Source organism: Ralstonia sp. 25mfcol4.1 (assembly GCF_900104095.1).
In the GTDB taxonomy this organism is placed as follows: Bacteria; Pseudomonadota; Gammaproteobacteria; order Burkholderiales; family Burkholderiaceae; genus Cupriavidus.
Map to the genome: position 1 here is coordinate 310773 of NZ_FNJO01000004.1, position 22814 is coordinate 333586.

23 protein-coding genes are annotated in these 22814 nt (G+C 65.9%); 7 read left to right on the forward strand and 16 right to left on the reverse strand.

The features are described from left to right. Positions 1–220 precede the first annotated feature (220 nt). The gene (gene glmS, locus BLQ58_RS09945) at positions 221–2050 is read right to left on the reverse strand and encodes a glutamine--fructose-6-phosphate transaminase (isomerizing) (protein ID WP_092597215.1); all 1830 of its coding nucleotides are present in this window, start codon (positions 2048–2050) and stop codon (positions 221–223) included. A gap of 152 nt (positions 2051–2202) precedes the next feature. On the opposite strand from glmS, the gene BLQ58_RS09950 reads away from it, so the two are divergent. Further along, positions 2203–2697, forward strand: coding sequence for an Lrp/AsnC family transcriptional regulator (locus BLQ58_RS09950; RefSeq protein ID WP_029051696.1), 495 nt, complete (start codon positions 2203–2205; stop codon positions 2695–2697). A 50-nt stretch (positions 2698–2747) separates the two neighbouring features. Here the strand turns inward: BLQ58_RS09950 and BLQ58_RS09955 are convergent, their stop codons facing one another. After that, positions 2748–4310 carry a diguanylate cyclase domain-containing protein gene (locus tag BLQ58_RS09955; protein ID WP_049816002.1) on the reverse strand — a complete coding sequence of 521 codons (1563 nt, stop codon included), beginning with the start codon at positions 4308–4310 and terminating at the stop codon, positions 2748–2750. A gap of 307 nt (positions 4311–4617) precedes the next feature. On the opposite strand from BLQ58_RS09955, the gene BLQ58_RS09960 reads away from it, so the two are divergent. Then, complete coding sequence (locus BLQ58_RS09960; RefSeq protein ID WP_092597217.1) at positions 4618–5088, forward strand: hypothetical protein; 471 nt, start codon at positions 4618–4620, stop codon at positions 5086–5088. A 267-nt stretch (positions 5089–5355) separates the two neighbouring features. Further along, the gene (locus tag BLQ58_RS09965) at positions 5356–5709 is read left to right on the forward strand and encodes a cupin domain-containing protein (RefSeq protein ID WP_029050987.1); all 354 of its coding nucleotides are present in this window, start codon (positions 5356–5358) and stop codon (positions 5707–5709) included. 76 nt (positions 5710–5785) lie between these two features. Here the strand turns inward: BLQ58_RS09965 and BLQ58_RS28765 are convergent, their stop codons facing one another. From BLQ58_RS28765 to BLQ58_RS10000, 8 genes are all read right to left on the reverse strand, one after another. Further along, positions 5786–6208, reverse strand: coding sequence for a hypothetical protein (locus tag BLQ58_RS28765; protein ID WP_049815856.1), 423 nt, complete (start codon positions 6206–6208; stop codon positions 5786–5788). After that, on the reverse strand, positions 6195–6839 hold the full coding sequence (locus BLQ58_RS09970) for a hypothetical protein (RefSeq protein ID WP_029050986.1): 645 nt from the start codon (positions 6837–6839) through the stop codon (positions 6195–6197). Before BLQ58_RS09970 ends, BLQ58_RS28765 begins: the two co-directional genes overlap by 14 nt. Before the next feature lie 394 nt (positions 6840–7233). Then, positions 7234–7659, reverse strand: a complete 426-nt coding sequence (locus tag BLQ58_RS09975) for a LysM peptidoglycan-binding domain-containing protein (RefSeq protein WP_029050985.1) — start codon at positions 7657–7659, stop codon at positions 7234–7236. A 274-nt stretch (positions 7660–7933) separates the two neighbouring features. Beyond that, positions 7934–8488, reverse strand: coding sequence for a thioredoxin family protein (locus BLQ58_RS09980; protein WP_029050984.1), 555 nt, complete (start codon positions 8486–8488; stop codon positions 7934–7936). Positions 8489–8561: 73 nt separating this feature from the next. Then, positions 8562–8981 (reverse strand): organic hydroperoxide resistance protein, encoded by a 420-nt coding sequence (locus BLQ58_RS09985; protein WP_029050983.1) that lies wholly within the window; start codon positions 8979–8981, stop codon positions 8562–8564. A 71-nt stretch (positions 8982–9052) separates the two neighbouring features. After that, the gene (locus tag BLQ58_RS09990) at positions 9053–9664 is read right to left on the reverse strand and encodes a hypothetical protein (RefSeq protein ID WP_049815855.1); all 612 of its coding nucleotides are present in this window, start codon (positions 9662–9664) and stop codon (positions 9053–9055) included. A 420-nt stretch (positions 9665–10084) separates the two neighbouring features. After that, positions 10085–11356 carry a sensor histidine kinase gene (locus BLQ58_RS09995; RefSeq protein WP_092597220.1) on the reverse strand — a complete coding sequence of 424 codons (1272 nt, stop codon included), beginning with the start codon at positions 11354–11356 and terminating at the stop codon, positions 10085–10087. A 29-nt stretch (positions 11357–11385) separates the two neighbouring features. Next, positions 11386–12129: a response regulator gene (locus BLQ58_RS10000; RefSeq protein WP_029050981.1), complete on the reverse strand. Its 744-nt coding sequence runs from the start codon at positions 12127–12129 to the stop codon at positions 11386–11388. A gap of 230 nt (positions 12130–12359) precedes the next feature. Between BLQ58_RS10000 and BLQ58_RS10005 the strand changes: the two genes are divergently transcribed. Beyond that, on the forward strand, positions 12360–14174 hold the full coding sequence (locus tag BLQ58_RS10005) for a cytochrome c biogenesis protein DipZ (protein ID WP_029050980.1): 1815 nt from the start codon (positions 12360–12362) through the stop codon (positions 14172–14174). Here the strand turns inward: BLQ58_RS10005 and BLQ58_RS10010 are convergent. Further along, positions 14153–14755: a DUF2239 family protein gene (locus BLQ58_RS10010; RefSeq protein WP_029050979.1), complete on the reverse strand. Its 603-nt coding sequence runs from the start codon at positions 14753–14755 to the stop codon at positions 14153–14155. The two genes, BLQ58_RS10005 and BLQ58_RS10010, sit on opposite strands and share 22 nt — an antisense overlap. A gap of 190 nt (positions 14756–14945) precedes the next feature. Here BLQ58_RS10010 and BLQ58_RS10015 point away from each other — a divergent pair, with 190 nt between their 5' ends. Further along, positions 14946–15335: a hypothetical protein gene (locus tag BLQ58_RS10015; protein WP_029050978.1), complete on the forward strand. Its 390-nt coding sequence runs from the start codon at positions 14946–14948 to the stop codon at positions 15333–15335. A 7-nt stretch (positions 15336–15342) separates the two neighbouring features. Here BLQ58_RS10015 and BLQ58_RS10020 read toward each other — a convergent pair whose 3' ends face one another. The 5 genes from BLQ58_RS10020 to BLQ58_RS10040 are packed head-to-tail and all read right to left on the reverse strand — an operon-like array spanning position 15343 to position 20501. Next, positions 15343–16209: an HpcH/HpaI aldolase/citrate lyase family protein gene (locus BLQ58_RS10020; RefSeq protein ID WP_029050977.1), complete on the reverse strand. Its 867-nt coding sequence runs from the start codon at positions 16207–16209 to the stop codon at positions 15343–15345. 14 nt (positions 16210–16223) lie between these two features. Next, the gene (locus BLQ58_RS10025; RefSeq protein WP_029050976.1) at positions 16224–17183 is read right to left on the reverse strand and encodes a tripartite tricarboxylate transporter substrate binding protein; all 960 of its coding nucleotides are present in this window, start codon (positions 17181–17183) and stop codon (positions 16224–16226) included. Between the two features lie 36 nt (positions 17184–17219). Next, the gene (locus BLQ58_RS10030; RefSeq protein WP_029050975.1) at positions 17220–18236 is read right to left on the reverse strand and encodes a cyclase family protein; all 1017 of its coding nucleotides are present in this window, start codon (positions 18234–18236) and stop codon (positions 17220–17222) included. Next, entirely contained in the window at positions 18236–19477 is a 1242-nt protein-coding gene (locus BLQ58_RS10035) for a CaiB/BaiF CoA transferase family protein (RefSeq protein WP_049815854.1), read from the reverse strand. Before BLQ58_RS10035 ends, BLQ58_RS10030 begins: the two co-directional genes overlap by 1 nt. A gap of 16 nt (positions 19478–19493) precedes the next feature. Continuing rightward, on the reverse strand, positions 19494–20501 hold the full coding sequence (locus BLQ58_RS10040; protein WP_049815853.1) for a tripartite tricarboxylate transporter substrate binding protein: 1008 nt from the start codon (positions 20499–20501) through the stop codon (positions 19494–19496). Between the two features lie 125 nt (positions 20502–20626). Here BLQ58_RS10040 and BLQ58_RS10045 point away from each other — a divergent pair, with 125 nt between their 5' ends. Together BLQ58_RS10045 and BLQ58_RS10050 are read left to right on the forward strand one after the other, a co-directional pair. Continuing rightward, a complete protein-coding gene (locus tag BLQ58_RS10045; protein WP_029050973.1) occupies positions 20627–21502 on the forward strand; it encodes a LysR family transcriptional regulator in 876 nt (291 codons plus the stop codon). A gap of 151 nt (positions 21503–21653) precedes the next feature. Next, on the forward strand, positions 21654–22706 hold the full coding sequence (locus tag BLQ58_RS10050; RefSeq protein WP_029050972.1) for a DUF1254 domain-containing protein: 1053 nt from the start codon (positions 21654–21656) through the stop codon (positions 22704–22706). Positions 22707–22814: the final 108 nt, after the last annotated feature.

Below are 22814 nucleotides of genomic sequence, written 5' to 3' on the forward strand. Positions count from 1 at the left end.
TCGGCCATGGTCTGACAACTGCGTCAGCCAACGTCGGTGTTCACAAAGCTGCCGTCCACAACGCGCCGCCGTGTCCGGAACGGGTGCTTTCCGTACCGGCTGACACCTCCACTTCTGACCTAGATTATTTACGTGCCCGGCGGTCCAGACCCGTCGGGCCTCCCTTGATCCATGGCGCCCGCTCTCCCGGAGGGGCGCTTCTTTTTTGCGCGCGCCGCCCTCACTCCACCGTGACCGATTTGGCCAGGTTCCGAGGCTTGTCGATATCGGTGCCTCGCGCCAGCGCGGTGTGATACGCCAGCAACTGCATCGGAATGGTGTGGACGATGGGCGATAGCAGCCCATAGTGCTCGGTCAGCCGGATGATTTCCAGGCCCTCGCCCGGCTGCAGCGCGCAGTCGATATCCGCGAACACATAGAGCTTGCCGTTGCGCGCGTGTACCTCGTGCATGTTCGACTTCAGTTTTTCGAGCAGGCTGTCATTGGGCGCCACGGCCACCACGGGCATCTGGTCGCTGATCAGCGCCAGCGGCCCATGCTTGAGTTCGCCCGCCGCGTAGCCCTCCGCGTGGATGTAGGAGATCTCCTTCATCTTCAGCGCGCCTTCGAGCGCGATCGGATAGTGCATGCCGCGCCCCAGGAACAGGATGTTCTCCGTACGGGTCAGCTGATCGGCCCAGCCGATGAAGTGCGGTTCCAGCGCCAGCACCCGGCTCAGTGCGTCGGGCAGGTGCCGCAGCGCGCGCAGGTGGTCCTGTTCTTCGGCGTCCGACAGGCGGCCGCGCATCTGCGCCAGCGTCAGCGCCAGCAGGAACAGCGCCACCAGTTGTGTGGTGAATGCCTTCGTGGACGCCACGCCGATTTCCACGCCTGCCCGCGTGATGAACTGCATCGTGCAGGCCCGCACCAGGGCGCTGGTGGCCACGTTGCAGATGGCCAGCGTGCGATGCATGCCGCGTTCGCGCGCCGCCTGCACGGCGCCAAGCACGTCGGCGGTCTCACCGCTCTGCGACACCGCCACGACCAGCATGTTCGGATTGCTGAATCCGTCCCGATACCGATACTCGCTGGCGATTTCCACCCGCACCGGCAGGTTGGCCAGCCGTTCGATCCAGTAGCTGGCGGTCAGCGCCGCATGATAGCTGCCGCCACACGCCAGCAGCAGCACGGCATCCACCGTTTCGAGCTGCCGATACGCGCCGTCGCCAAACAGCTCGGGCATGATCGAGGTGATGTCCTGCAGCGTGTCGGCCACGGCGCGCGGCTGCTCGAAAATCTCCTTCTGCATGTAGTGCTGGTACAGCCCCAGATCGGCCGCCGCGCTGTGCGCCGCCACCGTATGCACGGCACGCTCCGCCCGCTGACCGGCGGCATCGACGATCCAGTGGCGATGCATCTGCACATCGGCCACATCGCCATCCTCCAGGTAGACGATCCGGTTCGTGACGGCGGCCACAGCGATGGCATCGGACGCCAGGTAGTTCTCGTCTTCGCCGACGCCGACCACCAGCGGCATGCCGTACCGGGCGCCCACTAGCCGGTGCGGCTCGTCGCGGCACAGCACGGCGATCGCATAGCTGCCGCGCAGCCGCCTGACAGCCTCGCGCACCGCCTCGAACAGGTCGCCGTTGTAGAGATGATCCACCAGGTGCGCAATCACCTCGCTGTCGGTCTGGCTGGCGAACACGTAGCCGTGGGCTTCCAGTTCGCCGCGCAGGGCCTCGTGGTTTTCGATGATGCCGTTGTGGGACAGCGCGATACGCGGTGCGCGATCGTTCGGCGAGAAGTGGGGGTGGGCATTGGCCGTGACCGGCTTGCCATGCGTGGCCCAGCGCGTGTGGGCAATGCCGGTGTATCCGTCGATGGCCTGTTCGGCCACGTCACGCTGCAGCGCCGCCACGCGGTCCACGCTGCGCGACCGCACCAGCCGCCCACCCTGCAAGGCGGCCACGCCGCATGAGTCGTAGCCGCGATATTCCAGCCGCTTCAGGCCATCGACCAGTTCTCCAACGATATCGCGCTGCGCCACCGCGCCCACAATTCCGCACATAGACCCTCCGGTTTCGGTATCCCACATCGATTTGATGCGATGGACCGGATGGTAGGCTGCCCGCCATGAAATTTTCTTTCGAAAATTCACTTCCTATGACGTTTTCAATTGCAGTAAGATATGTCTGAAATTTTATTTCACTGAGACTTGCCATGATTTCCATCGCCCTCGATGACCTCGACCTGCGCATCCTCCAGGTCATGCAAGCCGATGCCTCGCTGACCAATGTCGAGCTGGCGGCACGCGTCTTCGCGTCGGCGCCCACTACCATGCGCCGCGTACGCCGCTTGCGCGAAAACGGCGTTATCGCTCGCGAGATCGCCGTGCTCGACGCCGAAAAGGTTGGCCATGCCCTGACGGCCATCATCGAAGTGACGCTCGACCGGCAGACGGCCGAGGACTACGCGGCGTTCGAAAGCCAGGTCTGCGCGGAGCCGGCGGTGACACAGTGCTACCGCGTCTCGCCGGGGCCGGATTTCGTGGTGATGGTGGCATTGCGCGACATGGCCGCCTACGATGCCTTCGCGCGGCGCCTGTTCCGCGGCGCCAGCAATGTCCGAAACGTGCGCACGTTCTTTTCGACCCATTGCGCCCGGTTCGCGGCCAATCCGCCGGTCACCGCAGACCGCGCCGCAGACGCGTCCTGATCCACCACCCAGCCGACCGGGAACGGCCCGGCGCCACGCCCTGGGCCGTCCTAAGCCGCCTGGCGCGGCAACGCTCCGCTGAAGCAGTAGCCGTTCTTGCCCGACCGCTTGGCCACGTACATGCTTTCGTCGGCCAGGTTCAGCAAGTAGTCGGGTTCGCCGGCATCGTCCGGGTACAGGGCGATGCCGATGCTTGGCGTAATGCGGATCGGACAATCGTTGATGGTATCGATCCCGCCCACCGTCTGCACCAGCCTTTCCGCCAGCGGCGCCACGTTGCCGATGTCCGCCACATCCTCCAGCACGATGGCGAACTCGTCGCCGCCCAGGCGCGCCACGGTATCGCCTTCGCGCAACTGGGCCTTCAGGCGCTGGGCCACCGTGATCAGCGTCTCGTCGCCAATGCCGTGCCCCAGCGTGTCATTGACCGCCTTGAACCCGTCCAGATCGATGAACATGACGGCGACATGCGTGCCGCTCCGGCGCGCCCTGCCGATGGCCTGCTCCAGCCGCTCGCCCAGCAAGGTGCGATTGGGCAGCCCGGTGAGCGCATCGTGCGTGGCCAGGTAACCCAGCCGGTCCTGTGCCAGCTGGCGCTGGGTAATGTCGGCGCAGACCGCCACAAAGTTGGACACCTCCCCCCTGGGGCCCCGGATGCCGTGGATCGACAGCGATTCGCGATAGATCGCGCCGTCCTTGCGCCGGTTCCATAGTTCGCCGCGCCAGTGGCCCGATTCGCGCAACGCCTGCCACATATCGCGATAGAACTCGGGCGGCTGGCGGCCCGAGCTGAGCATGCGCGGCGTGTTGCCGATCAGTTCCGCTTCCGTATAGCCCGTGAGCCGCACAAAGGCGGGATTCACTTTCTCGATCACACCATGCACGTCGGTGATCATCATGCCGTCCTGCGTCAGTTCGAATGCCTGGTCCACCAGCCACAGGCTGTAGCGCGACGACCGTCGCGCATCGTCACGCTCGCGCAGCAGCCGGAAGCCAAAGGTCAGCGACACGACCATGGCGATGGCCAGCACCGCCGCCGCGGCCTGCGCGGTTTGCTCCAGCATGCGCGTGCTGCCCTGCGCCAGGGAGGCAGCCTGCGCGACATTGGCATCGATGGCCCGCGTCATCAGGTCATCCAAGTGCCGCATCAGGCCAATCTGTGCGCCCAGGTAAGTCCGGGCCGCGTCGTGATGGCCGCCGGCGATCATCCCGGCTGCGGCCAGTGCCAGATTGCGAAACTGGGCAAGTTCCTGGCCCAGGGCCTCTGCCGCCTGCTGATCGCGCGGTCCGCTGACATTTGCCCCGAAGTACGCGGCCCAGGCCTTGTCCATGCGCGCCAGGTCATCGCGCACGCCGGCAACGATGGCGTGATCGTCCCCATGCGTGCGCATGGCCAGCGCCTTCCAGAGCCGTCGCCTGGCTTCCAGGCAACTGGCCCGCAGTTCGCCAAGCTGCCCCACAGGCAGCGTATTGCCGACATAGATGGTGGTGACGTAGGAATCGAGCCGCTTCATGACAAACAGCCCGCCGCCCACCAGCAAGGCAGTGACCAGTGCGCCTAGCGCCATCGTACGTATCAGGCCGAACCTCACCGAGCGGAGATATGTCTTCATGGATTGTCTGAGCCATCGGATGCGGGGGTACCGGGGATAACGGCAGCGCGGGCCAATCCCTATACGTCTGGCGACGCTATCAGACGGGCCTGACGCCGACCTGACCCGGCAGCGAGGTGTTTGCCCACGGCCGCCATCGGGCTGGCGCGGTGTTGGCGCGCGACCAACGTCCGATGGCAATTTTCAGCCTTGGCGCGTCAGCCGCGCCACATTCGGCCCCCTGCATCCGCTGGTACGGGAACTGCGTAATAGCAGAGGAACGCCTCGCGGCGTTCCGTTGTGTTTCACCTGCCTTTGGAGTTTTGCCATGTCACGCAGATTCACCATTTCCGTTCTCTCCACCACTGCCCTGGCCCTCGGCCTGGCGGCAGGCGGCGCCCAGGCCTCGGGCCCGCGCGACAGCACCCATGCTGGCGACAGGTACGGCTACACCTTCCGCATGGACACGCGCGATGTCTTCACCGACGGCGCGCGCACCGGCCGATTTGACACGTTCAGCGAAGGCGCACGTGTCGTGGCCCCGACCACGCGCGAAGTCGACAACGACCGTTCCCTGTCCGGGATGGACCTCCGGGGCGTATCGGCCGAGCCCTCGCGCACGATTGACGTCTACACCGACGGCGCGCTGGCCGGCATGGACCGCAGCGGCGTATCCGCCGAGCCCTCCCGCACGATCGACGTCTACACCGATGGCGCGCTGGCCGGCATGGACCGCAGCGGCGTGTCGGCCGAGCCCTCCCGCACGATCGACGTCTACACCGATGGCGCGCTGGCCTGAGCAGCGGTAGCGGGTATCACTGGCGGGGCGTGTCCGACGGCTCATACCCGGCGCGACGCGGCTCGTCAGACCCGGCCCTCGCCTTCGTCGGACGGCCTCGCCAGTGTTGCGAACGCCAAGCCACCCGCCGGCCGACATACGCTGCCTGCGCCACATTCGCGCGCTGCCGTCCTGTGCCTTGCTGCCGATTTGGCCATAGACTGAAACCTGCCGCGCGCAGGAAGGCGCGGCCTTGGAACAAGCCAATCCCAGTCAGCGAGCGAAGCCATGTCGATCCCCCACCTGTCTTCCGGCCAGACCGCCAGCGTGCTACCGCTGGGCGCCAACCTCAAGAACACCCCCACCACCGCGCTGTTCAAGGCCCCGCACATGGAAGTGGCCCGCTTGGTGATGCTGGCAGGCAAACAGTTGCCCCCACACGCCGTGGCCGGCCCGCTGACCATCCAGTGCATCGAGGGAGAAGTCGAAGTCGCGCTGGACCACGGCTCGCAACGCCTGAAACCGGGCGACCTGATCTACCTGGCCGGCAACGTCCGGCACGATCTAAAGGCCGTGACCGATGCGTCGGTGTTGTTGACGATTGTGTTGATGGATGGGGGAGTAGCGCCGGAAGATGGTTAAGGACGGCCATTCCCGATTGAGAATGGCGTCTTGACTTCACTACGTATGACATATGGAACTGCTAAAGTATTTCGATCTAATTCTCGTCGACGGAAACGCACGCCGACCATTCGCGCCGCACGGTAATATTTTCTGCTATCTCTGAGGCGTGTCCACAGTAGTTCCATCTTTTTGTGATCTTTAAGTGTAGTGTCAATAAATCGCCGCATCGGAAAATAGTCACAACGTCCTCGTCCTGCAGTGGAATTGCGATTGTCCTCCACATCGCCGATCGCACCGCGCCCATTCCTTGAAGACGGCAATTGTTTTTTCCCGCCTCTGTTTTCGTGAGCGACCGGTAGTCGAGAATTGCGCCGTCGCCGTTTTTAATAGTCACGAAGACTTCATGCATCACTCCATCTTTTTCAATAGAACAATGGAATTTTTCATCCTTGGGCGTCGCAAATGCATCCTGAACCAGCAGTGCGATAATCGTCGCAATAATATTAACCCCTCTCATTTCTGCCCTTCCTCAAGAAATCGGAGATGTCGATAATGGACCGCCCACTCGGAATATTAGTCGGATCGCAACAAAAAGCCTTGGGAACAATCTTCCCCTCTATATAATCGTTCAACCAATAACGCTGCGCCGCAACATATTCGCCTTCTTGAGCCGCCGCCAATAACTCTGCGCGGGCCTTACCCACCTGCGCCACAAGCAGTTCCTTTGCCCGATCCTCTTCGATTGCGTCATTAATGTAATTCAACAAATCACCGCCGCCTAAGTGATGACTCGCATACATTAATTTTACGGTGTCCGATGAATCGAGAGCATCTATTGGGTAACCCTTGCCCGCGATCCACCGCGCATTTTTAACAGCGTAATCGGCTAGGGCTTGAATTGCGCACTCTGCATCGAATCTGAGATCGAGTAACGCTAGAACGTTGGCATCCCTGGCAGTTTCCTGTTTCCTCAAAATTTTCTTCATATTTTCGACAGTTAATGCACTGGAGCTTCCGTCCGTCAGCGTAAAGATTAACTGACCCTTCGGGTCAGTGGAGAAAATACCGCGCTCAATCGCTCTCGCGTGTAAAAACGTATCTTTCGCGACTGCCAACCCCATCCATGTAGCGGCGAGAAACTGAGACATACCCCGCGCAGAAGAATTTTTCGCTGCAGACTTCGGATCCCATTCCCTGGTGGTTATTTTCTGCTTTCTAGTTTTTGGAGATCCGTCCTTATTGAATTGCGGCTTCCCCTTCGCAAGACTTGCTTTTCAACAACGATGGAAATCTTTGCAGCTTCTGCATCGATCATCGCTGCCAAGCCTTGCGGCTGAATTCCGGCGCGACTAGCGGCCTGCACAATAAACTTCCGATATTTATCGTTGACTCCAAGGCGGAGGTTCTCTCGATTGGGACACTCAACTCCCACGTTGAGCACAGGATTTCCAGCCAAATCTCGATGCGAAGACACGCCTTCCGCGCTGAAACTAGCGTGAGTATTCGTATCAGGAAGCCCGTCATGCCGTCGCAAAGCAACGTTTATCTTTTTTTTGGACTGACGAATGTGAGCTGATGAACACCCCAAGACGCCGCGATCTCCGATAATAATTTTTCACCCCCTCCCATCTTCTCGACGAATATGCGCGGCCACTCGTCCTTGTCGAATACGCGAAATGGGGGAAGCACGCCGAAACTGTCGGTAGAGACTCTATACTCGTCCAAGCCGCTATAGATATGAACCCTAAGATCGGCGATAGGACTCCCGATCGAATCGACGAAATAAAGCCAGAATTCGATAAATTCTTTTTCCTGCCGCGGAATCCGCAAGTACTGGCCGGCGTAAATAAAGTTCGATTCGCGGATATGGTTCGCCATTAGCAGTTCCTGCGCGTCGACGCCATGATCGCTTGCAATTTTATCCACGGTGTCGCCATTTTCGACGCGATATAAAATATCTTGCTTCATTTTCGCTCCGCTGCACGTGTTTAACTCCCGGCGCTTGGTCTCCTATCCAGAATCGAAAACCCTAAGCACGGTTGACTACCCCTCTGCGACGCACGCTACACCGACTTCCTGCCGCGAAAGCTACCGATTTCGCAGTGATCTAATCCGACGCAACCGCACGCAGAATTCGTCGGATTGCGATTTACGCGCAAATGAAAAGGGCCCTGCGAAGCAAGGCCCCTTTCCGGGTTCCGAGACAGGCTCGGACTATGATCCATTCACGGCGACAGTGCACTCAGCCCGGCTGCGCCGCCCTGCGTTCCGCCAGCAGCTTCTGGATGGCCGCCTCGATTTCCTTGTAGCGGCCTTCGCCGTAGTGCTGGTAGACGATGCGGCCATTGGCGTCGATCAGGTAGAGCGCGGGCCAGTACTGGTTGCGATAGGCCGACCACGTGCCGTACATGTTGTCCTGCGCCACCGGGTAGCGGATGTCGTATCGCTTGAGCGCCGCCTGTACGTTCTCGGTCGATTTCTCGAACGGGAATTCCGGCGTGTGCACGCCGACCACCACCAGGCCCTGGTCCTTGTACTTGTCGTACCACTGTTTCACATACGGCAGCGTGTTCACGCAGTTGCCGCAGGCGTACGTCCAGAAGTCGACCAGCACCACCTTGCCACGCAGTTGCTGCATCGTGAGTGGCTCGGAATTCAGCCAGTTGTTGATGCCCACGAATTCGGGGGCGGCGCCCTGGTCGCCCACCTTTGGAATTTCGGCGATGGCGCCGGTGCCGAAGGTATAGATGGCCGCGATGCCGATGGCGGCAAGCATGGCGCGCAGTACGTTACGCATGATTCAGGGGCCTCTTTCCGAAAATGCTCGCCCCGTGTGCGCATGGCGGACCAACGGGGCGATGGGGCACTGGTCAGACCAGTTCGGTTTCGATATGGATGTTGCCGTGCAGGGCCTTCGAGTACGGGCAGGTGCGGTGGGCGGTGTCCACCAGCGCCTGCGCCACCTCGCGCTCGATGCCGGGGATATGCACGCGTAGCCGGGCCTGCAGCAGGTACTCCACACCGGCCGTGCCGAGGTCCACTTCGGCATCGACAGACAGGTCTTCCGGCAGCTCGATCTTCTGCTTGCCGGCGGCCAGGCCGATGGCACCGATGAAGCAGGCAGACCAGCCGGCGGCCAGCAGCTGCTCGGGGTTGGTGCCGTTGCCCTTGCTGCCCGGCGACGACAGGTCGATGTCGAGCTTGCCGTCGTCGCTGCGGGCCGAGCCGTCGCGGCCGCCGGACGTGATGTGGACCTTGCCGGTGTACAGGACTTTTTCGATGCGGGTCATGGTGGATTCCTTGTCTGGTTCAGTGGTTTGGTTGTGGTGAAGCGGATTCGAAGCTTGCTGTGGGGCCGGGCTCAGGCGTAGGCGCCATCCAGGTACGGATCGACGCTGCGTGCCGGGTCGGCCGACACGCCGGTGCGGTCCATGCCGGCCAGCGTGCGGGCGCCTTCGTAGTACGGGTCGAGCGTGCGGGCGCCGTCATAGAACGGGTTGCGCTGGTCCTGCACCGAGCGTGCGCCGTCCAGGTACGGGTCGGCCGAGCGGGCCGGCGGGGCCGACACGCCGGTGCGATCCAGGCCGGCTACCGTATGGGCGCCGTCGTAGTAGGGGCTGCGCGGCTCTTGCACCGAGCGGGCACCGTCGTAGTACGGGCTGCGCTGGTCCTGTACCGAACGCGCGCCGTCGCTGAACGGATCGGCCGAGCGGTACGACAGGCTGGCTACCGTGCGGGCGCCGTCGGTGTACGGGCTGCGCGGTTCCTGCGCCGAGCGGGCGCCTTCGGTGTACGGGTCGCGGGCGTCGGTGGCCGACCGGGCGCCTTCGCTGAACACGTCGCGGGCACCTTGCACGGCGCGGGCGCCGTCGATGTACACATCGCGGGCGCCTACAACGGAAGCCTGTGCGCCTGCAGCGGCGGCAACCAGGGCAACGGCGAGGACAAGGCGCTTGGTGAGGTTCTTGGACATGATGGTTTCCTTTTCAGTGGGATGCGGTCGATTCGGTGGATTGCCGTGGCAGCGTTTTGGCGTGTCGTTTGTGCGTCGCGCTGCCATGGACCGTATTTAAGGCGGCCCACGTATCGCGCCCGTAGCGACTTGGCAGCCGTTCTGTCAGGGCACGTATCGTCGCGGTGGCCTGATACAAAGGCGTACAAAAAGGAAGGAAGCCTGCAGCGGGCTGGCACTACGGGGAGGGGAGGAACGAGAGACGTGCGCCTTGCGGCACTACCCTCATCCGTGAATGGGAGAGGGTTGGGGAGAGGACGGCAAGGCGCCGCTGGCCTGCCGGTTGCGATTCGAACCGCCTGCCCTCTCCGTCCGGCACCTCTCCCGCGGGCGGGAGAGGAAAGCAAGCCATCGGTCGCTGGAAACGATCGCCAGGAAACCTCAGCCCAGCCGGATATCGGCGGCCAGGCCGCCGCCTTCGCGGTTGCGCAGCGTCAGCGAGCCGCCGATGGCCGCAGCAAGCTGGTGGGCGATGGCCAGGCCCAGGCCGGTGCCGCCGGTTTCGCGGTTGCGCGAACCCTCCAGGCGGACAAACGGCTGCAACACGGCTTCGAGCTTGTCTTCGGGGATGCCGGGCCCCCGGTCCATGATCGATATGATCACGGCGTCACGTTCGCGGTGGACGCCCACTTCGGCCGCCCCGCCGCCGTATTTGATGGCGTTGTCGATCAGGTTGGTCAGCACGCGCCTCAGCGCGTTGCGGCGCGTCACGATGGCGCCGCCAGCGTTCTCGCCGATCGACACATCCTTGCCGGTGTCCTGGTAGTCGTAGACCAGGCTTTCGACAAACGACCCCAGGTCGATGCGGGACGCCTCCTCGCCGTCGCCGCCGGAACTGCGCGCATAGGCCAGCCCTTCCCGCACCAGTGTCTCGATTTCCGCCAGGTCGTTGACCAGCTTGCGCTTTTCCTCGGAGTCCTCGGCCATTTCCGCGCGCAGCTTCATCCGCGTGATGGGCGTCTGCAGGTCATGCGAGATGGCGGCCAGGATCTGCACGCGCTCCTCGACAAATTGCGCGATGCGGTCGCGCATGGCATTGAACGCCCGCGCCGCCTGCGCCAGTTCCGTGGGGCCTTGCTCATCCAGCGGCTGCGACCGGGTATTGGGGTTGAGTGCGTCCGCGGCATCGGCCAGCGCCACCAGCGGGCGGATCGACAGGCGCACGGCGAACCAGCAGCACAGGATCAGCAGCAGCAACTGCAGCACCAGCACATAGGGCAGCCACTGGGCGATGGGGGTCATGCGCGGATGCACGTCGATGGTCAGCGGGCTGCCGTCGGTGAGCGTCAGATGCGCCTGCAGCTGCTTGCCGTCCCCCGGAATCGACTGCACCGTCACCGGGTAGTGCGTGCCGGTGGCTTCCATGATCCGCTCGGCGATGTCGCGCCCGCGCTCGGTCATCTCCGGCACCCCCGGCGAACCGGGCCCCAGGATGTACTGATAGTTGCCACGGTTCACGCGTGGCAGCCACTGCGGGCGCTCGGCGGCGGGAATCCGGTCAAGAATCGCCACCGACGTCGCCACGTCGGTCTCCAGCGTGCCCAGCATGACCTGCCGCGCCGACATGTACCGCTCCGAAAACAGCACGGCAAACGACATCAGGTGCGCGACGATCATGCCCGCCAGCAAGATCAGGAACAGGCGCGACCCCATGGTACGGGGCCAGCGCCAGCGGCGAGTGCTCACTGACGTGCCTCCGTGATCTCCACGGGCATCGCGAACACATAGCCCTCGCTGCGCACCGTCTTGATATAGGCCGGCTCGCGCGCGTCGTCCTTCAGACGCTGGCGCAGGCGGCTGACCAGCAGGTCCACCGACCGCTCGAACATGTCGGCTTCCCGGCCCTGGGTCAGGTTCAGCAGCTGGTCGCGGTTCAGCACGCGCTGCGGGTGGTCCACGAAGACGCGCAGCAGCCGGTACTCCGCGCCGCTCAGCGCGACGATGGTGCCTTCGTTGTCGATCAGGTGGCGCGCGGTGGTATCCAGCTGCCAGTCCCCGAACGCCAGCATCTGCCCGGCCTCGGTGATCTGCAGGTTAGGCGGCAGCATCCGGGTGCGGCGCAGCACGGCCTTGATGCGCGCCAGCAGCTCGCGCGCGGCGAACGGCTTGGTCAGGTAGTCGTCGGCGCCCATTTCCAGGCCGATGATGCGGTCGGTCTCGTCGTCGCGGGCGGTCAGCATCAGGATCGGCGTGGTCTTGTGCTTGCCCGCGCGCAGTTCGCGGCACAGCACCAGGCCATCGTCGCCGGGCAGCATCACGTCCAGCACGATCAGGTCGACCGTGTTGCCGTCCAGGAACTGGCGCATATGCCGGCCGTCCGGCGCCATGGTCACCCGCAGGCCATTCTTGGTCAGGTAAGTGGATACCAACTCACGAATCTCCCGATCGTCATCGACGATCAGGACATGGTCGACATGCGATTCCATCAGCTTCACCCCTGGGCAATCTATTTCTAGGAAAAATGTGAACAATCAGTCTGTTGGCGAGATTGTATGGGCGCGGGCGGCTTCGCGTGTATCGCAATGTATCTGGCGGCCGCCGCCCCACAAAGCCATACAACTTTGCCGGTTGGCGACACATTTACGGTAGATCACGGGCGTCTCATTGGGGCATGCCAGATGGCTGGCCCCTCATTCCTGCCGAAAGGAACCCGACCATGACGCTGCTGATCCTTGCCTACCTGGGTGGTGCCCTGACCATCCTGAGCCCGTGCATCCTGCCCGTGCTGCCGTTCGTGCTGAGCGGCAGCGGCCAGCCGTTCCTGCGCGGGCGGCTGCCGATGCTGGCCGGCATGGCGGTGACCTTTGCGGCGGTGGCCACGCTGGCGTCCGTGGGCGGCGCCTGGGCGGTGCGCGCCAACGAATATGGCCGCTATGCCGCGCTGGCGCTGCTGGCGCTGTTCGGGTTGTCGCTGCTGGTGCCCCGGCTGGCCGAAGCGCTGACCCGGCCCGTGGTGGCGCTGGGCAACCGGCTGGCTGGCGATGGCACGGCCGGCGCCGCGTCGCCGTGGGCATCGCTGCTGCTCGGGGTCGCCACGGGCATGCTGTGGGCACCCTGTGCCGGCCCCATCCTGGGCATCGTGCTGACCACGGCCGCGCTGCAGGGCGCCAGCGTGCAAAGCTCGCTGCTGCTGGCGGCATATGCGGCCGGTGCGGCCACGTCCCTGGCCGCCGCGCTTGGGCTGGGCGGCCGCCTGTTCGCGGCGATGAAGCGGTCGATGGGGGCCGGCGAATGGCTGCGTCGCGGGCTGGGCGTGGGCGTGCTGGGCGGCGTGGCGGCCATCGCCATCGGCGCCGATACCGGCTTGCTGGCGCGGCTGTCCATCAGCGGCCCGGCCCGGCTGGAGCAGGCATTGATCGACCGGCTGCACCACGCATCGGCGGCGGCACCGCGGGCGAGCCATGAAGATCCGTCCACGACCGTTGCCGCAGGCAGCGCGGGCGCCGACGCGGGCATGCTGCTGGCCGCCAACGACACCAGCTACGGCTTCGGCGGCCGCCTGCCGGTCGAAGGCCAGTTGCCGTCGCTCGAGGGCGCGGTCCAGTGGTTCAACACGCCGGGCGGCGCACCGATCACGCGCCAGCAGTTGCAGGGCAAGGTCACGCTGGTCTATTTCTGGACGTACTCGTGCATCAACTGCATCCGCACGCTGCCCTACCTGCGCGCCTGGGCCGACAAGTATCCGGGGCTGCAGGTGATCGGCGTGCACACGCCCGAGTTTGCGTTCGAGAAGAAGCCCGACAACGTGCGCCGCGCCATTGGCGACTTCAGGATCGGCTTTCCGGTGGCCGTGGACAGCGACTACACCATCTGGCGCGCCTTCCACAACAACTACTGGCCGGCGGCGTACTTTGTCGATGCGCGCGGCAATATCCGCTACCACCAGTTCGGCGAAGGCGACTACGCCCAATCCGAGCGCGTGATCCAGACCCTGTTGGCCGAGGCTGGCCAGCCGTCGGCGTCGCGCGATGTGGTGGTGCCCGCCGCCACGGGCGCGCAGGCTGCCCCCGATCTGCGCAACGTCCGCTCCGGTGAGACCTATGTGGGCTACAACCAGGCGTCGAACTTCGCCTCGCCGGGCGGCATCCGGCCGGACGCTCCGCGCAACTACACCGTGGACGGCAACCTGCGCCTGAACCAGTGGGGACTGGCCGGGCAATGGACGGTCGGACCGGAATTCGCCACCGTGGAACGCGCCGACGGCAGCATCCGCTACCGCTTCCAGGCGCGCGACCTGCATCTGGTGCTTGGGCCGGCCGCCAACGGACGCGCCGTGCGCTTCGTGGTGACCATCGACGGCAAGGCACCGGGCGACAGCCATGGCGCCGATATCGACGCCAATGGCAACGGGGCCATCACCGCCACGCGGCTCTACCAGCTGGTGCGCCAGGCCGGCGAAGTGGGCGAACACACGTTCGAGATCCGCTTCCTCGACCCGGGCGCCCAGGCCTACGCGTTCACGTTCGGCTGATCGTCGCCGAACGCCGGCGCGGCCAGTTTGCGGGCGTGGTCGCGCAGGTCGGCGGGCCACGCCTGGGACAACGCCTCGAAGCGATCCCGGTCGCCGCCATACAGCGCGCGGGATGCCTCCTCGTAGCCGGGCTGGTTGCCGAGCATCGTCGACATGAACCGGTCCGCCGCGGCCTTGGCACGGCTGGCGGCCACACCCGCGTCGGCCCCCTGCCCCTTGCGCGCGGCGTCCACCAGCTTGCGCAGCGTCACCGACGCCCCGCCCGGCTGCTCGCCCAGCCATTCCCAGTGGCGCGGCAGCAGTGTGACCTCGCGCGCGACGACCCCGAGCTTCGGCCGCCCGGCGCCCTTCCTGGCCGGCCCCTCCTCGGCAGCCGGAGGCGCCAGCCGCGCGGCAATGTCGGCATCGCTGCCGCGCAGGTCGAAATCCACCTGCCGGCCCGTGACATCGCCAAACGCCAGAATCGATTGATGCGGATCGGCACGCAGCGCGGCCGCCACGGCCAGCGCCACTTCCAGCGACGTACCGGACGCCAGCCGCCGCTCGCCAGCGAAGGCGGTACAGGATTCGTTGTCTTCCATGCGGGTCTCCCGACTCCGTTTGAGATGGGAGTAGATATTACCCGGATAATATTTCCGTAGTCAATTACATCCGGGTAATATTTTTTCGTCCCGGGAAGGGTCGCGCACTGCGTAGCCGTTTTGACCCGAGGCGCCGCGCATGGCAGCATCGCGGGGCAGATTTTCCAGACGACTTCTTATGAATCCTTCAATGATCGGAATCCGGCCACTGCTGATCGCGGTGATCGTCGCCCCGCTGCTGGCGGCCTGCGCCAGCGGCAGCTCCGTGGAATACCTTGAATCGCAGGACGGCAAGCCGTTCCATTCCGACGCCAGCGTGGGCGACATCGTCGTCTGCCTGAAGCAGAAGCTCGGCGACGACGCGAACGTGCTGGCCTATCCCGAACCCGGCAAGGTCGACGTGCGCGTGGGCTACGGCCACCGGGCCGACGCCGGCTACTCGTACCTCATCAACCTGCGCGCCGCCCGCCAGGGCACCGACGTGGAAATCCGCAGCGCCGGAGACTTCCGGCCGATGCTGAGCCAGGGGCGCGTGACGGGCTATATCAAGGACTGCAAGCCGGGCACCCCGGCGCGATAAGCAGGCTTCAGCCCGTCCAGCCCAACGTCCGCGCCTGTGCCAGCACGGCGCGGGCGCGCTCCACGAACGGCCGGTCCACCATCTTGCCGTCGACCAGATAGGCGCCCACGCCCCTGGCGTCGGCCTCGTCGGCGGCGGCCACGATCCGTTGCGCGGCGGCGATTTCCGCTTCGGTCGGCTGGAATACTTCGTTGGCCAGCACGATCTGGCTCGGATGGATGCAGCTCTTGCCCAGATACCCCAGGCGACGCGCCAGTTCGGCCTCGGCACGGTAGCCATCGGCATCCTTGACGTCCGCGAAGGCCGCGTCATACGCAAACACGCCGGCTTCGGCGGCGGCCATGCGCATCTGGAACATGGTCTGCGCCACGGCCAGCGTCTCGCGCCGGTGGATGCCGGCCGGCTCGAACAGGTCGGCATAGCCCAGCTGCAGGCCCGCCACGCGAGGATCGGCGGCGGCCAGCTCATGCGCGCGGCGCAGCCCGCGCGGCGATTCGATATTGAGCAGCAGCTTGACCGGCGTGGTCACGCCGTTGGCGGCCTCGGCCAGTGCCACCGCCTTGGCGGCCAGGTGCACCTGCTCGACCTCTTCCACCTTCGGCACGTTGACCAGATGCAGCCCGTTGCGTACCACGGCCACGATATCGGGCGCGAAGTGGGCGGTGTCCGGGGCGTTCACCCGCACGATGAGCGTCTTGCCCGATGCCGCCGTGCGGCCCGAAGCCAGCAGGTCCTGCAGCGCGGCGCGGGCCTCGGCCTTGCGCGGCTCGGCCACGGCGTCCTCCAGGTCGAACGACAGCGCGTCGGCCGCGCTGGCCAGCGCCTTGTCGAACAGTTCCGGGCGCGATCCCGGTACAAACAGTTTGCTGCGCATGATCGCCCTCACCGTCATTCCGCCCGGATGTTGCGCTGCTTGACCAGCGCCCCCCAGCGCGCGGCCTCGCCCTGCACGAACTTGCCGAACTGCTGCGGCGAGTTGCCCACCGGCTCCAGGCCCATCTGGCGCAGCTTGTCCTGCACGTGCGGGTCGGCCACGGCGCCCTGCACTTCCTTCGCCAGCCGCGCCACCACCTCGGGCGGCGTGCCCCTGGGCACCCACACGCCGTTCCACTCCAGCACCTCGAAATCGGGCAGGCCGCTCTCAGCCAGCGCCGGTACATCGGGCAGCCCCGGGTTGCGCTTGAGCGACGTCACCGCCAGCGCCTTGAGCTTGCCGCCCCTGGCGTAGTTGAGCGTGGAAGCCACGTTGCCGAAGTACGCCGACACCTGGTTGCCCATCACGTCGGTCAGCGCCGGCGCACCGCCCTTGTACGGTACGTGCAGCAGGTCGATGCCGGCCTTGGCGTTGAGCAGTTCGCCCGCCAGGTGCGACCCGCTGCCCGAGCCGGCCGACGCGAACGTCAGCTTGCCGGGGTTGGCCTTGGCGTAGGCGATGAATTCCTTGACCGTCTTGTACGGCGCGTTGGGCGGCACCACGAGGATGTTGGCCGCCGTGGCCACCAGCGAGATCGGCACCAGATCCTTGAGCGGATCGAAAGACATCCTGCGCAGGCTCGGATTCACGGCGAACGCCGACGCGTCGTACAGCACCGTGTAGCCGTCGGGCGTGGCCTTGGCCACCGCTTCCTCGCCGATCACGCCGGCCGCGCCGGGGCGGTTGTCGATCACCACCTGCTGCCCCATCGACGCGCTCATGCGCTGCGCGATCACACGCGCCGTGTTGTCGGCGCCGCCGCCGGCGGAGTACGGCACTATCATGCGGATCGGGCGGTCGGGATAGGCTGCGGCGGCCAGCAGCGGCGCGCAGGCGGCCACTGCGACCAGCAGTTTGCGGCAGGTCGGATGCATGGATGGGTCTCCTGGTGTCTTGAAGTTGTGCGGTCGTCAGACCGTGGCAATCGGGTTGGCCGGCGATCCCACGGCGCGCGGCAGGTGCATCGGCGGGGCGGTCAGCAGGAACGAGGCCCGCCCGGCCTGGTGCAGCCATGCGGCCAGCGGCGTCAGGTGCCACATCTCGCCCAGCGGGATGCCCAGCTTGACCAGGCAGAGTTCGTGCAGCGGCAGCAGCGGCCCGGTGGCGCCGGGCGGCAGCGCATGGCGGCGCTCTTCCACCGCGTGGTTGTCGGCGGCGATGGCGGCAATGCCGGCTTCGTCGATCCAGCGCAGCAGCCGCGCGTCGGTGCCGTCGAGCACGGCGCAGGCGTTGCGCAGCCCGGCATGGTCGTCGGCGGCGGACAACCGCAGCGCCATGTCGGCCAGCCCGGTATGCACGCAGAGGATGTCGCCGCGCTGCACTGCCACGCCATCGGCCTCGATCACGCGCATCAGGTCGTCATAGCCCACCGCGCGCCGCGCCGGGCCGAAATGCCGGTGCAGGTCCACCAGCGTGCCGCGTCCCTGGATGCCGCGCGCCGCCATCGGGGCAATCGACAGCGCCTGGGCGCCGACGAACGTGCCGTCGGCCGCGCTGCCGGTGCCCACCGAGTAGCCGTTGTAGCCCACCGTTTCGGGCAAGCCGTCGCCGTCGGCATCGAACAGGCAGTTCACATGGCCCAGCGCGTCCCACTGCGTGGAGTATTGCGGCGACAGCGTGACGTGGTCGTCGCTGATCACGTCGGTGGCGCCCGGCACATCGCCAGCCATCGGGCGATTGAACACGCGCTGGCCGTCCTTTTCGGATGGATGCAGCACGGGCGGCCGCCGTCGCGGGTTCAGCACGCCGGCGCGCGGCACATCGAGCGGCAGGCTCAGCGAGAACGTCAGCCCCTCGCGCACTTCGCGCACGGCGGCCAGCACCTGCGCAGGGCCGATCAGGTTGAGCCGGCCAAGCTGGTCGTCGGGACCGAAGTCGCCCCAGTTGGATCCTTGCGGACGGTGCTTCCAGCGCGGGTTCGCAGCCATCAGTGGTCCTTGCCGCCGTCGCCGGCGTCGATCACCACGCCGGCGGCCTGCAGCGCGGCGATACGTGCCTCGTCCAGCCCGGCCGCGCGGAGGGCTTCGACCGAATGCTCGCCCAGCGCCGGTGCCGCGCGCCGGAAGGCGCCCGGCGTACCCCCCAGGCGCGGCGAGATGTTATGAACCGGAATCCGGCCCATCTCGGCGTCGGGAATTTCCACCACGATGTCGCGCGCGTGGAAGTGGGGGTCGTGCTCGATGTCGGAAATGTCGTAGATCGGCCCGATCGTCACGCCGGCCTTGTCGAAGAACGCCACGCAATCGGGCTGGGTCATCGTGCCCAGGAATTCGCCGATGATGCCGTCCAGCAGCGCCGCGTGCTTCACGCGTTCGGCATTGGTGGCGAAACGCGGATCGGCAATCAGCTCCGGCCGGCCGATGGCCCGGAACAGCCTTTCGGTCATGGCCTGCGTGGATGCCGACAGGCACACCCACTTGCCATCGGCCGTCTGGTAGGCATTGCGCGGCGCACTGTTGGTGGACCGGCTGCCGGTGCGCGGCTTGACCTTGCCGGTCAGCCGGTAGTTGGCCGCCTGCGCGCCCAGGATGGCGAAGATCGGGTCGAGCAGCGGCAGGTCGATCACCTGGCCCACGCCGCCGCGCACTTCCACGTTGCGCACGGCGCTGAGCACGCCGATGGCGCCGTACAGGCCGGCGGTCATGTCGCCCAGGTAGATCGGCGGCAGCACCGGCTCGCGATCGGCAAAGCCGTTCATCGACGCAAACCCCGACATGCCTTCGACCAGCGTGCCGAAGCCGGGGCGATGCGAATACGGGCCGTCCTGGCCCCAGCCCGACACGCGCACGATCACCAGCCTCGGGTTGCGCGCCATCAGCACGTCGGGGCCCAGGCCCATGGTTTCGAGCGTGCCGGGCTTGAAGCTCTCGACGAACACGTCGGCGTGGGCCACAAGATCCAGAATCACGCCGATGGCGCCTTCGGCCCGGAAGTTCAGGCACAGGCTGCGCTTGTTGCGGCAGTAGGCCTTCCACGCGGTGGGCACGTCCTTGACCTTCCAGTCGCGCAGCGTGTCGCCGCTGGCCGGTTCCACCTTCAGCACATCGGCGCCCAGGTCGGCCAGCGCCATCGTCAGCGTGTTGCCCGCCACCAGGCGGGAGAGGTCGAGGATGCGGATGCCGTCGAGCGGTCCGGTGGCGTCGGGCGCCAGGGCTTGCTGCCTGAACATGGGAAGACTCTGTGAATTATTCGGCGGTGATGTTGCGGGCCTTGGCCACCTGCTTCCAGCGCGCGCTGTCGCGGCGGATATGCTCGGCGAACTGGGCCGCGGTCATCGCGGATGGCTCGGCGCCCTCGCGCGAGAAGATCTCGCGCATTTCGGGCGTGGCGATGATGTCGCGGATCTCTGCGTTGAGCTTGTCCACCAGCGGCTGCGGCGTGCCGGCCGGCGCGAACACGCCCCACCAGAGTTCGGCGGAATAGTTCGGCACGGTCTCGGCCACCGACGGCCACTGCGGCGCAAAGCGCGAACGCGCCGGCGACGTCACGCCCAGCGCGCGCACCTTGCCGCCCTTCACCTGCGTGGCCACCGACGGGAAGCTGGCAATCACGAACTGCACCTGCCCGGCGATGAGGTCGGTCAGCGCGTTCGAGATGCCCTTGTACGGCACGTGCGTGAATTCGATACCGGCGTCGCCGGCCAGCAGTTCGCTGGACATCTGGTTGATCGATCCGATACCGGCCGACCCGTAGTTGATCGCACCCTTTTCCTTCTTCGCGGCGGCAATCAGGTCGGCCACGGTCTTGTATGGCGACTTGTCGGACACGGCCAGCACCATCGGGCCGCTCGCCAGCATCGCCACGGGCGCGAAGCTCCGGTTCACGTCGTAGCTGGTCTTCGGCTGCACGGCGGCATTGGCGGTCAGCGTGGACGAAGTCACCAGCAGCGTCGCGCCGTCGGGCGCGGAGCGCGCCACGAATTCGGCGCCGATGGCGCCGCCGGCGCCCGGCTTGTTGTCGACGATGGCCGTGACGCCGAGCTTCTTCGACAGCTTCTCGCTGACCAGGCGCGCGAACACGTCGTTGCTGCCGCTGGGCGGGAACGGCACGACCATGCGGATCGTCTTCGGCACCGCCGGCTCGGCCGCCTGCGCGGGGGCCGCGGCAAGCGCAGCGCCGGCAATGGCCAGGGCGATGGCGGACGCGGTGGAAAAAGCGGTGGCAAGGGGGCGCAGGCGCGGTCGATGCGGCATCACGGCGTTGTCTCCAGATATTGTGCGGTGCGGCACCTGTCGATCGGCACCGTCTGGCAAGCATCGTAGCCATCCCCTCGATTGAGATATAGTGACGTTTTTAAACCTATCGGTGAGAAAAACTCATGAAGGTCGAGTGCTTCCAGACGCTGGCGGCCGTCCTGCGCTGTGGCAGCTTTGCCGGCGCGGCGGCCGAGATGAGCCTGTCGCCCAGCGCGGTCAGCCTGCAGATGAAGCAGCTGGAAACCTACTTCGGCCAGCCGCTGTTCGACCGCTCGGCCCTGCAGGTGCGGCCCACGCCGTTCGCGCTGGAGGTCAGCGCCACGCTGGACGGCGCGATCCATGCGATGGAGTCGCTGCGTCGCCGCTCCGCGCCCGTGGTGGAGGGCAAGGTCACGCTGGGCATCATCGAACCGATGCAGGTGACGCTGCTGCCGCCGTTCACGGCGCTGGTGCGCGAGCGTTATCCCAATCTGGACGTGCGGCTGGAACGCGGGCGCTCCACAGGGCTCGTGGACGCGCTGCGCTCGGGCACCATCGACGCCGCCGTGGTGGCCCAGCCGGAATCGGGCGCCTCGACGAGGGTGCGCTGGGCGCCGCTGTTCCGCGAGCCGTGCGTGCTGGTGGCACCGGTCGATTCCACGGGCCGCACCGCGAAGGCGCTGCTCAGGGCCTACGAGTGGATCCGCTTCGATACGTCGACCATTGCCGGGTCGGTGGCTGCCGATTTCGTGCGCCGCACGGCCCCCGACGTGCGCTCGCGCATCGAGCTGCTGTCTATTCCGGCCATCGTCGCCATGGCATCGCGCGGCTTGGGCGTGTCCGTGCTGCCTCAACCCGACCCCTATCTGCTTGAGGCATTTCCGGTGCGCGTCATGACGCTCGGCGACGCACCGCCTTCGCGCCAGATCTCGTTCGTGTCGCGCGTGGCGCCGGCCGAAGACCGCGTCATCGCCGCGCTGCTCGACACCCTGCGCAGCGCCGCGGCCGGAAAGGTCTGAGCGCGGGCCCGCCAGGTCGCCACCCGGTCAGTTAAACGGTTTCGACACGCGATCTGACTCATTTCGAACGTTGCTTGCGCACCGGGTGCCTTGCGGCATACTGGCCCGCGAAGCGGCCTTCCGGCCACGCTTCCTTGACAAAGGTGAGCCCGTGAAAAAGACACAGATCGTCAAAGTGGTCAACGCCATCGCGGTGGCGGCCCTTGCAGGTGCCGGCATGGCCCATGCGCAGGACAAACCCGCCGCGGAAGGCGCCCCGGTGCCGGTCACCGCCGACAACTTCGTGCGCGCCGAATCGGACATGTACATCGCCGGCCTGGCCAAGCAGGGCGGCGTGGGCAAGCTGCTGCACCGGCGCGAGCCCGCTTCGATCGACCACCAGACCGTGATCCGCCTGAACCGCGACACGATCTATTCGTCCGGCGTGTTCGACCTCGACGCGGGCCCGGTGACCATCACCATGCCCAATCCGGGCAAGCGCTTCATGTCGATGCAGGTCATCAACGAAGACCACTACGTGCCGGCCGTGTACTACGGCGCCGGCAAGCATGTGCTGACGCGCGAGAACGTGGGCACGCGCTACGTGGTGGTGGGCATCCGCACGCTGGTGGACCCCGCCAGCCCCGAGGACATCAAGCAGGTTCACGCGCTGCAAGACGCCATCCTGGTCAGCCAGAAGGCGCCGGGCACGCTGCAGTTGCCCGACTGGGACGCCGCCAGCCAGAAGAAGGTGCGCGACGCCATCCTGGTGCTGCAGTCCACCTTGCCCGACTTCAAGGGCGCCTTTGGCAAGAAGGGCGAAGTCGATCCTGTCCGGCACCTGCTGGGCACGGCCGCGGGCTGGGGCGGCAACCCCGACAAGGACGCGACCTACCTGAACGTGACGCCGCCGAAGAACGACGGCAAGACCGTCTACCGGCTGCATGTGAAGGATGTGCCCGTGGATGGCTTCTGGTCGGTCAGCGTCTACAACGCCAAGGGTTACTTCGAGAAGAACCCCGCCGGCGCCTATACCCTGAACAACCTCACGGCAAAGCGGGATGCGGACGGCGGCGTCACCATCCAGTTCGGCGGCTGCGAGGCCAATACCGCCAACTGCCTGCCCATCGTCGACGGATGGAACTACACGGTGCGGATGTACCGCCCGCGCCATGACGTGCTCAGCGGCCGCTACCAGTTCCCGGCACCGCAGCCCGTGAACTGAACTATAGCGGCCGGCAATGCGCCGCGCGTCAATGGACAGGGGGCGTGCAGACACGCCCCCTGTTTATATTGGCATCGGCGCCGGCATTGGCGCCCGCCCGGCGCCGTG

Bases quoted from the DNA above. Each gene is read 5' to 3' on its own strand.
- glmS (WP_092597215.1), bottom strand. From the start codon at position 2,050: ATGTGCGGAATTGTGGGCGCGGTGGCGCAGCGCGATATCGTTGGAGAA.
- BLQ58_RS09950 (WP_029051696.1), top strand. From the start codon at position 2,203: ATGATTTCCATCGCCCTCGATGACCTCGACCTGCGCATCCTCCAGGTC.
- BLQ58_RS09955 (WP_049816002.1), bottom strand. From the start codon at position 4,310: ATGAAGACATATCTCCGCTCGGTGAGGTTCGGCCTGATACGTACGATG.
- BLQ58_RS09960 (WP_092597217.1), top strand. From the start codon at position 4,618: ATGTCACGCAGATTCACCATTTCCGTTCTCTCCACCACTGCCCTGGCC.
- BLQ58_RS09965 (WP_029050987.1), top strand. From the start codon at position 5,356: ATGTCGATCCCCCACCTGTCTTCCGGCCAGACCGCCAGCGTGCTACCG.
- BLQ58_RS28765 (WP_049815856.1), bottom strand. From the start codon at position 6,208: ATGAGAGGGGTTAATATTATTGCGACGATTATCGCACTGCTGGTTCAG.
- BLQ58_RS09970 (WP_029050986.1), bottom strand. From the start codon at position 6,839: ATGTCTCAGTTTCTCGCCGCTACATGGATGGGGTTGGCAGTCGCGAAA.
- BLQ58_RS09975 (WP_029050985.1), bottom strand. From the start codon at position 7,659: ATGAAGCAAGATATTTTATATCGCGTCGAAAATGGCGACACCGTGGAT.
- BLQ58_RS09980 (WP_029050984.1), bottom strand. From the start codon at position 8,488: ATGCGTAACGTACTGCGCGCCATGCTTGCCGCCATCGGCATCGCGGCC.
- BLQ58_RS09985 (WP_029050983.1), bottom strand. From the start codon at position 8,981: ATGACCCGCATCGAAAAAGTCCTGTACACCGGCAAGGTCCACATCACG.
- BLQ58_RS09990 (WP_049815855.1), bottom strand. From the start codon at position 9,664: ATGTCCAAGAACCTCACCAAGCGCCTTGTCCTCGCCGTTGCCCTGGTT.
- BLQ58_RS09995 (WP_092597220.1), bottom strand. From the start codon at position 11,356: ATGGGGTCGCGCCTGTTCCTGATCTTGCTGGCGGGCATGATCGTCGCG.
- BLQ58_RS10000 (WP_029050981.1), bottom strand. From the start codon at position 12,129: ATGGAATCGCATGTCGACCATGTCCTGATCGTCGATGACGATCGGGAG.
- BLQ58_RS10005 (WP_029050980.1), top strand. From the start codon at position 12,360: ATGACGCTGCTGATCCTTGCCTACCTGGGTGGTGCCCTGACCATCCTG.
- BLQ58_RS10010 (WP_029050979.1), bottom strand. From the start codon at position 14,755: ATGGAAGACAACGAATCCTGTACCGCCTTCGCTGGCGAGCGGCGGCTG.
- BLQ58_RS10015 (WP_029050978.1), top strand. From the start codon at position 14,946: ATGATCGGAATCCGGCCACTGCTGATCGCGGTGATCGTCGCCCCGCTG.
- BLQ58_RS10020 (WP_029050977.1), bottom strand. From the start codon at position 16,209: ATGCGCAGCAAACTGTTTGTACCGGGATCGCGCCCGGAACTGTTCGAC.
- BLQ58_RS10025 (WP_029050976.1), bottom strand. From the start codon at position 17,183: ATGCATCCGACCTGCCGCAAACTGCTGGTCGCAGTGGCCGCCTGCGCG.
- BLQ58_RS10030 (WP_029050975.1), bottom strand. From the start codon at position 18,236: ATGGCTGCGAACCCGCGCTGGAAGCACCGTCCGCAAGGATCCAACTGG.
- BLQ58_RS10035 (WP_049815854.1), bottom strand. From the start codon at position 19,477: ATGTTCAGGCAGCAAGCCCTGGCGCCCGACGCCACCGGACCGCTCGAC.
- BLQ58_RS10040 (WP_049815853.1), bottom strand. From the start codon at position 20,501: ATGCCGCATCGACCGCGCCTGCGCCCCCTTGCCACCGCTTTTTCCACC.
- BLQ58_RS10045 (WP_029050973.1), top strand. From the start codon at position 20,627: ATGAAGGTCGAGTGCTTCCAGACGCTGGCGGCCGTCCTGCGCTGTGGC.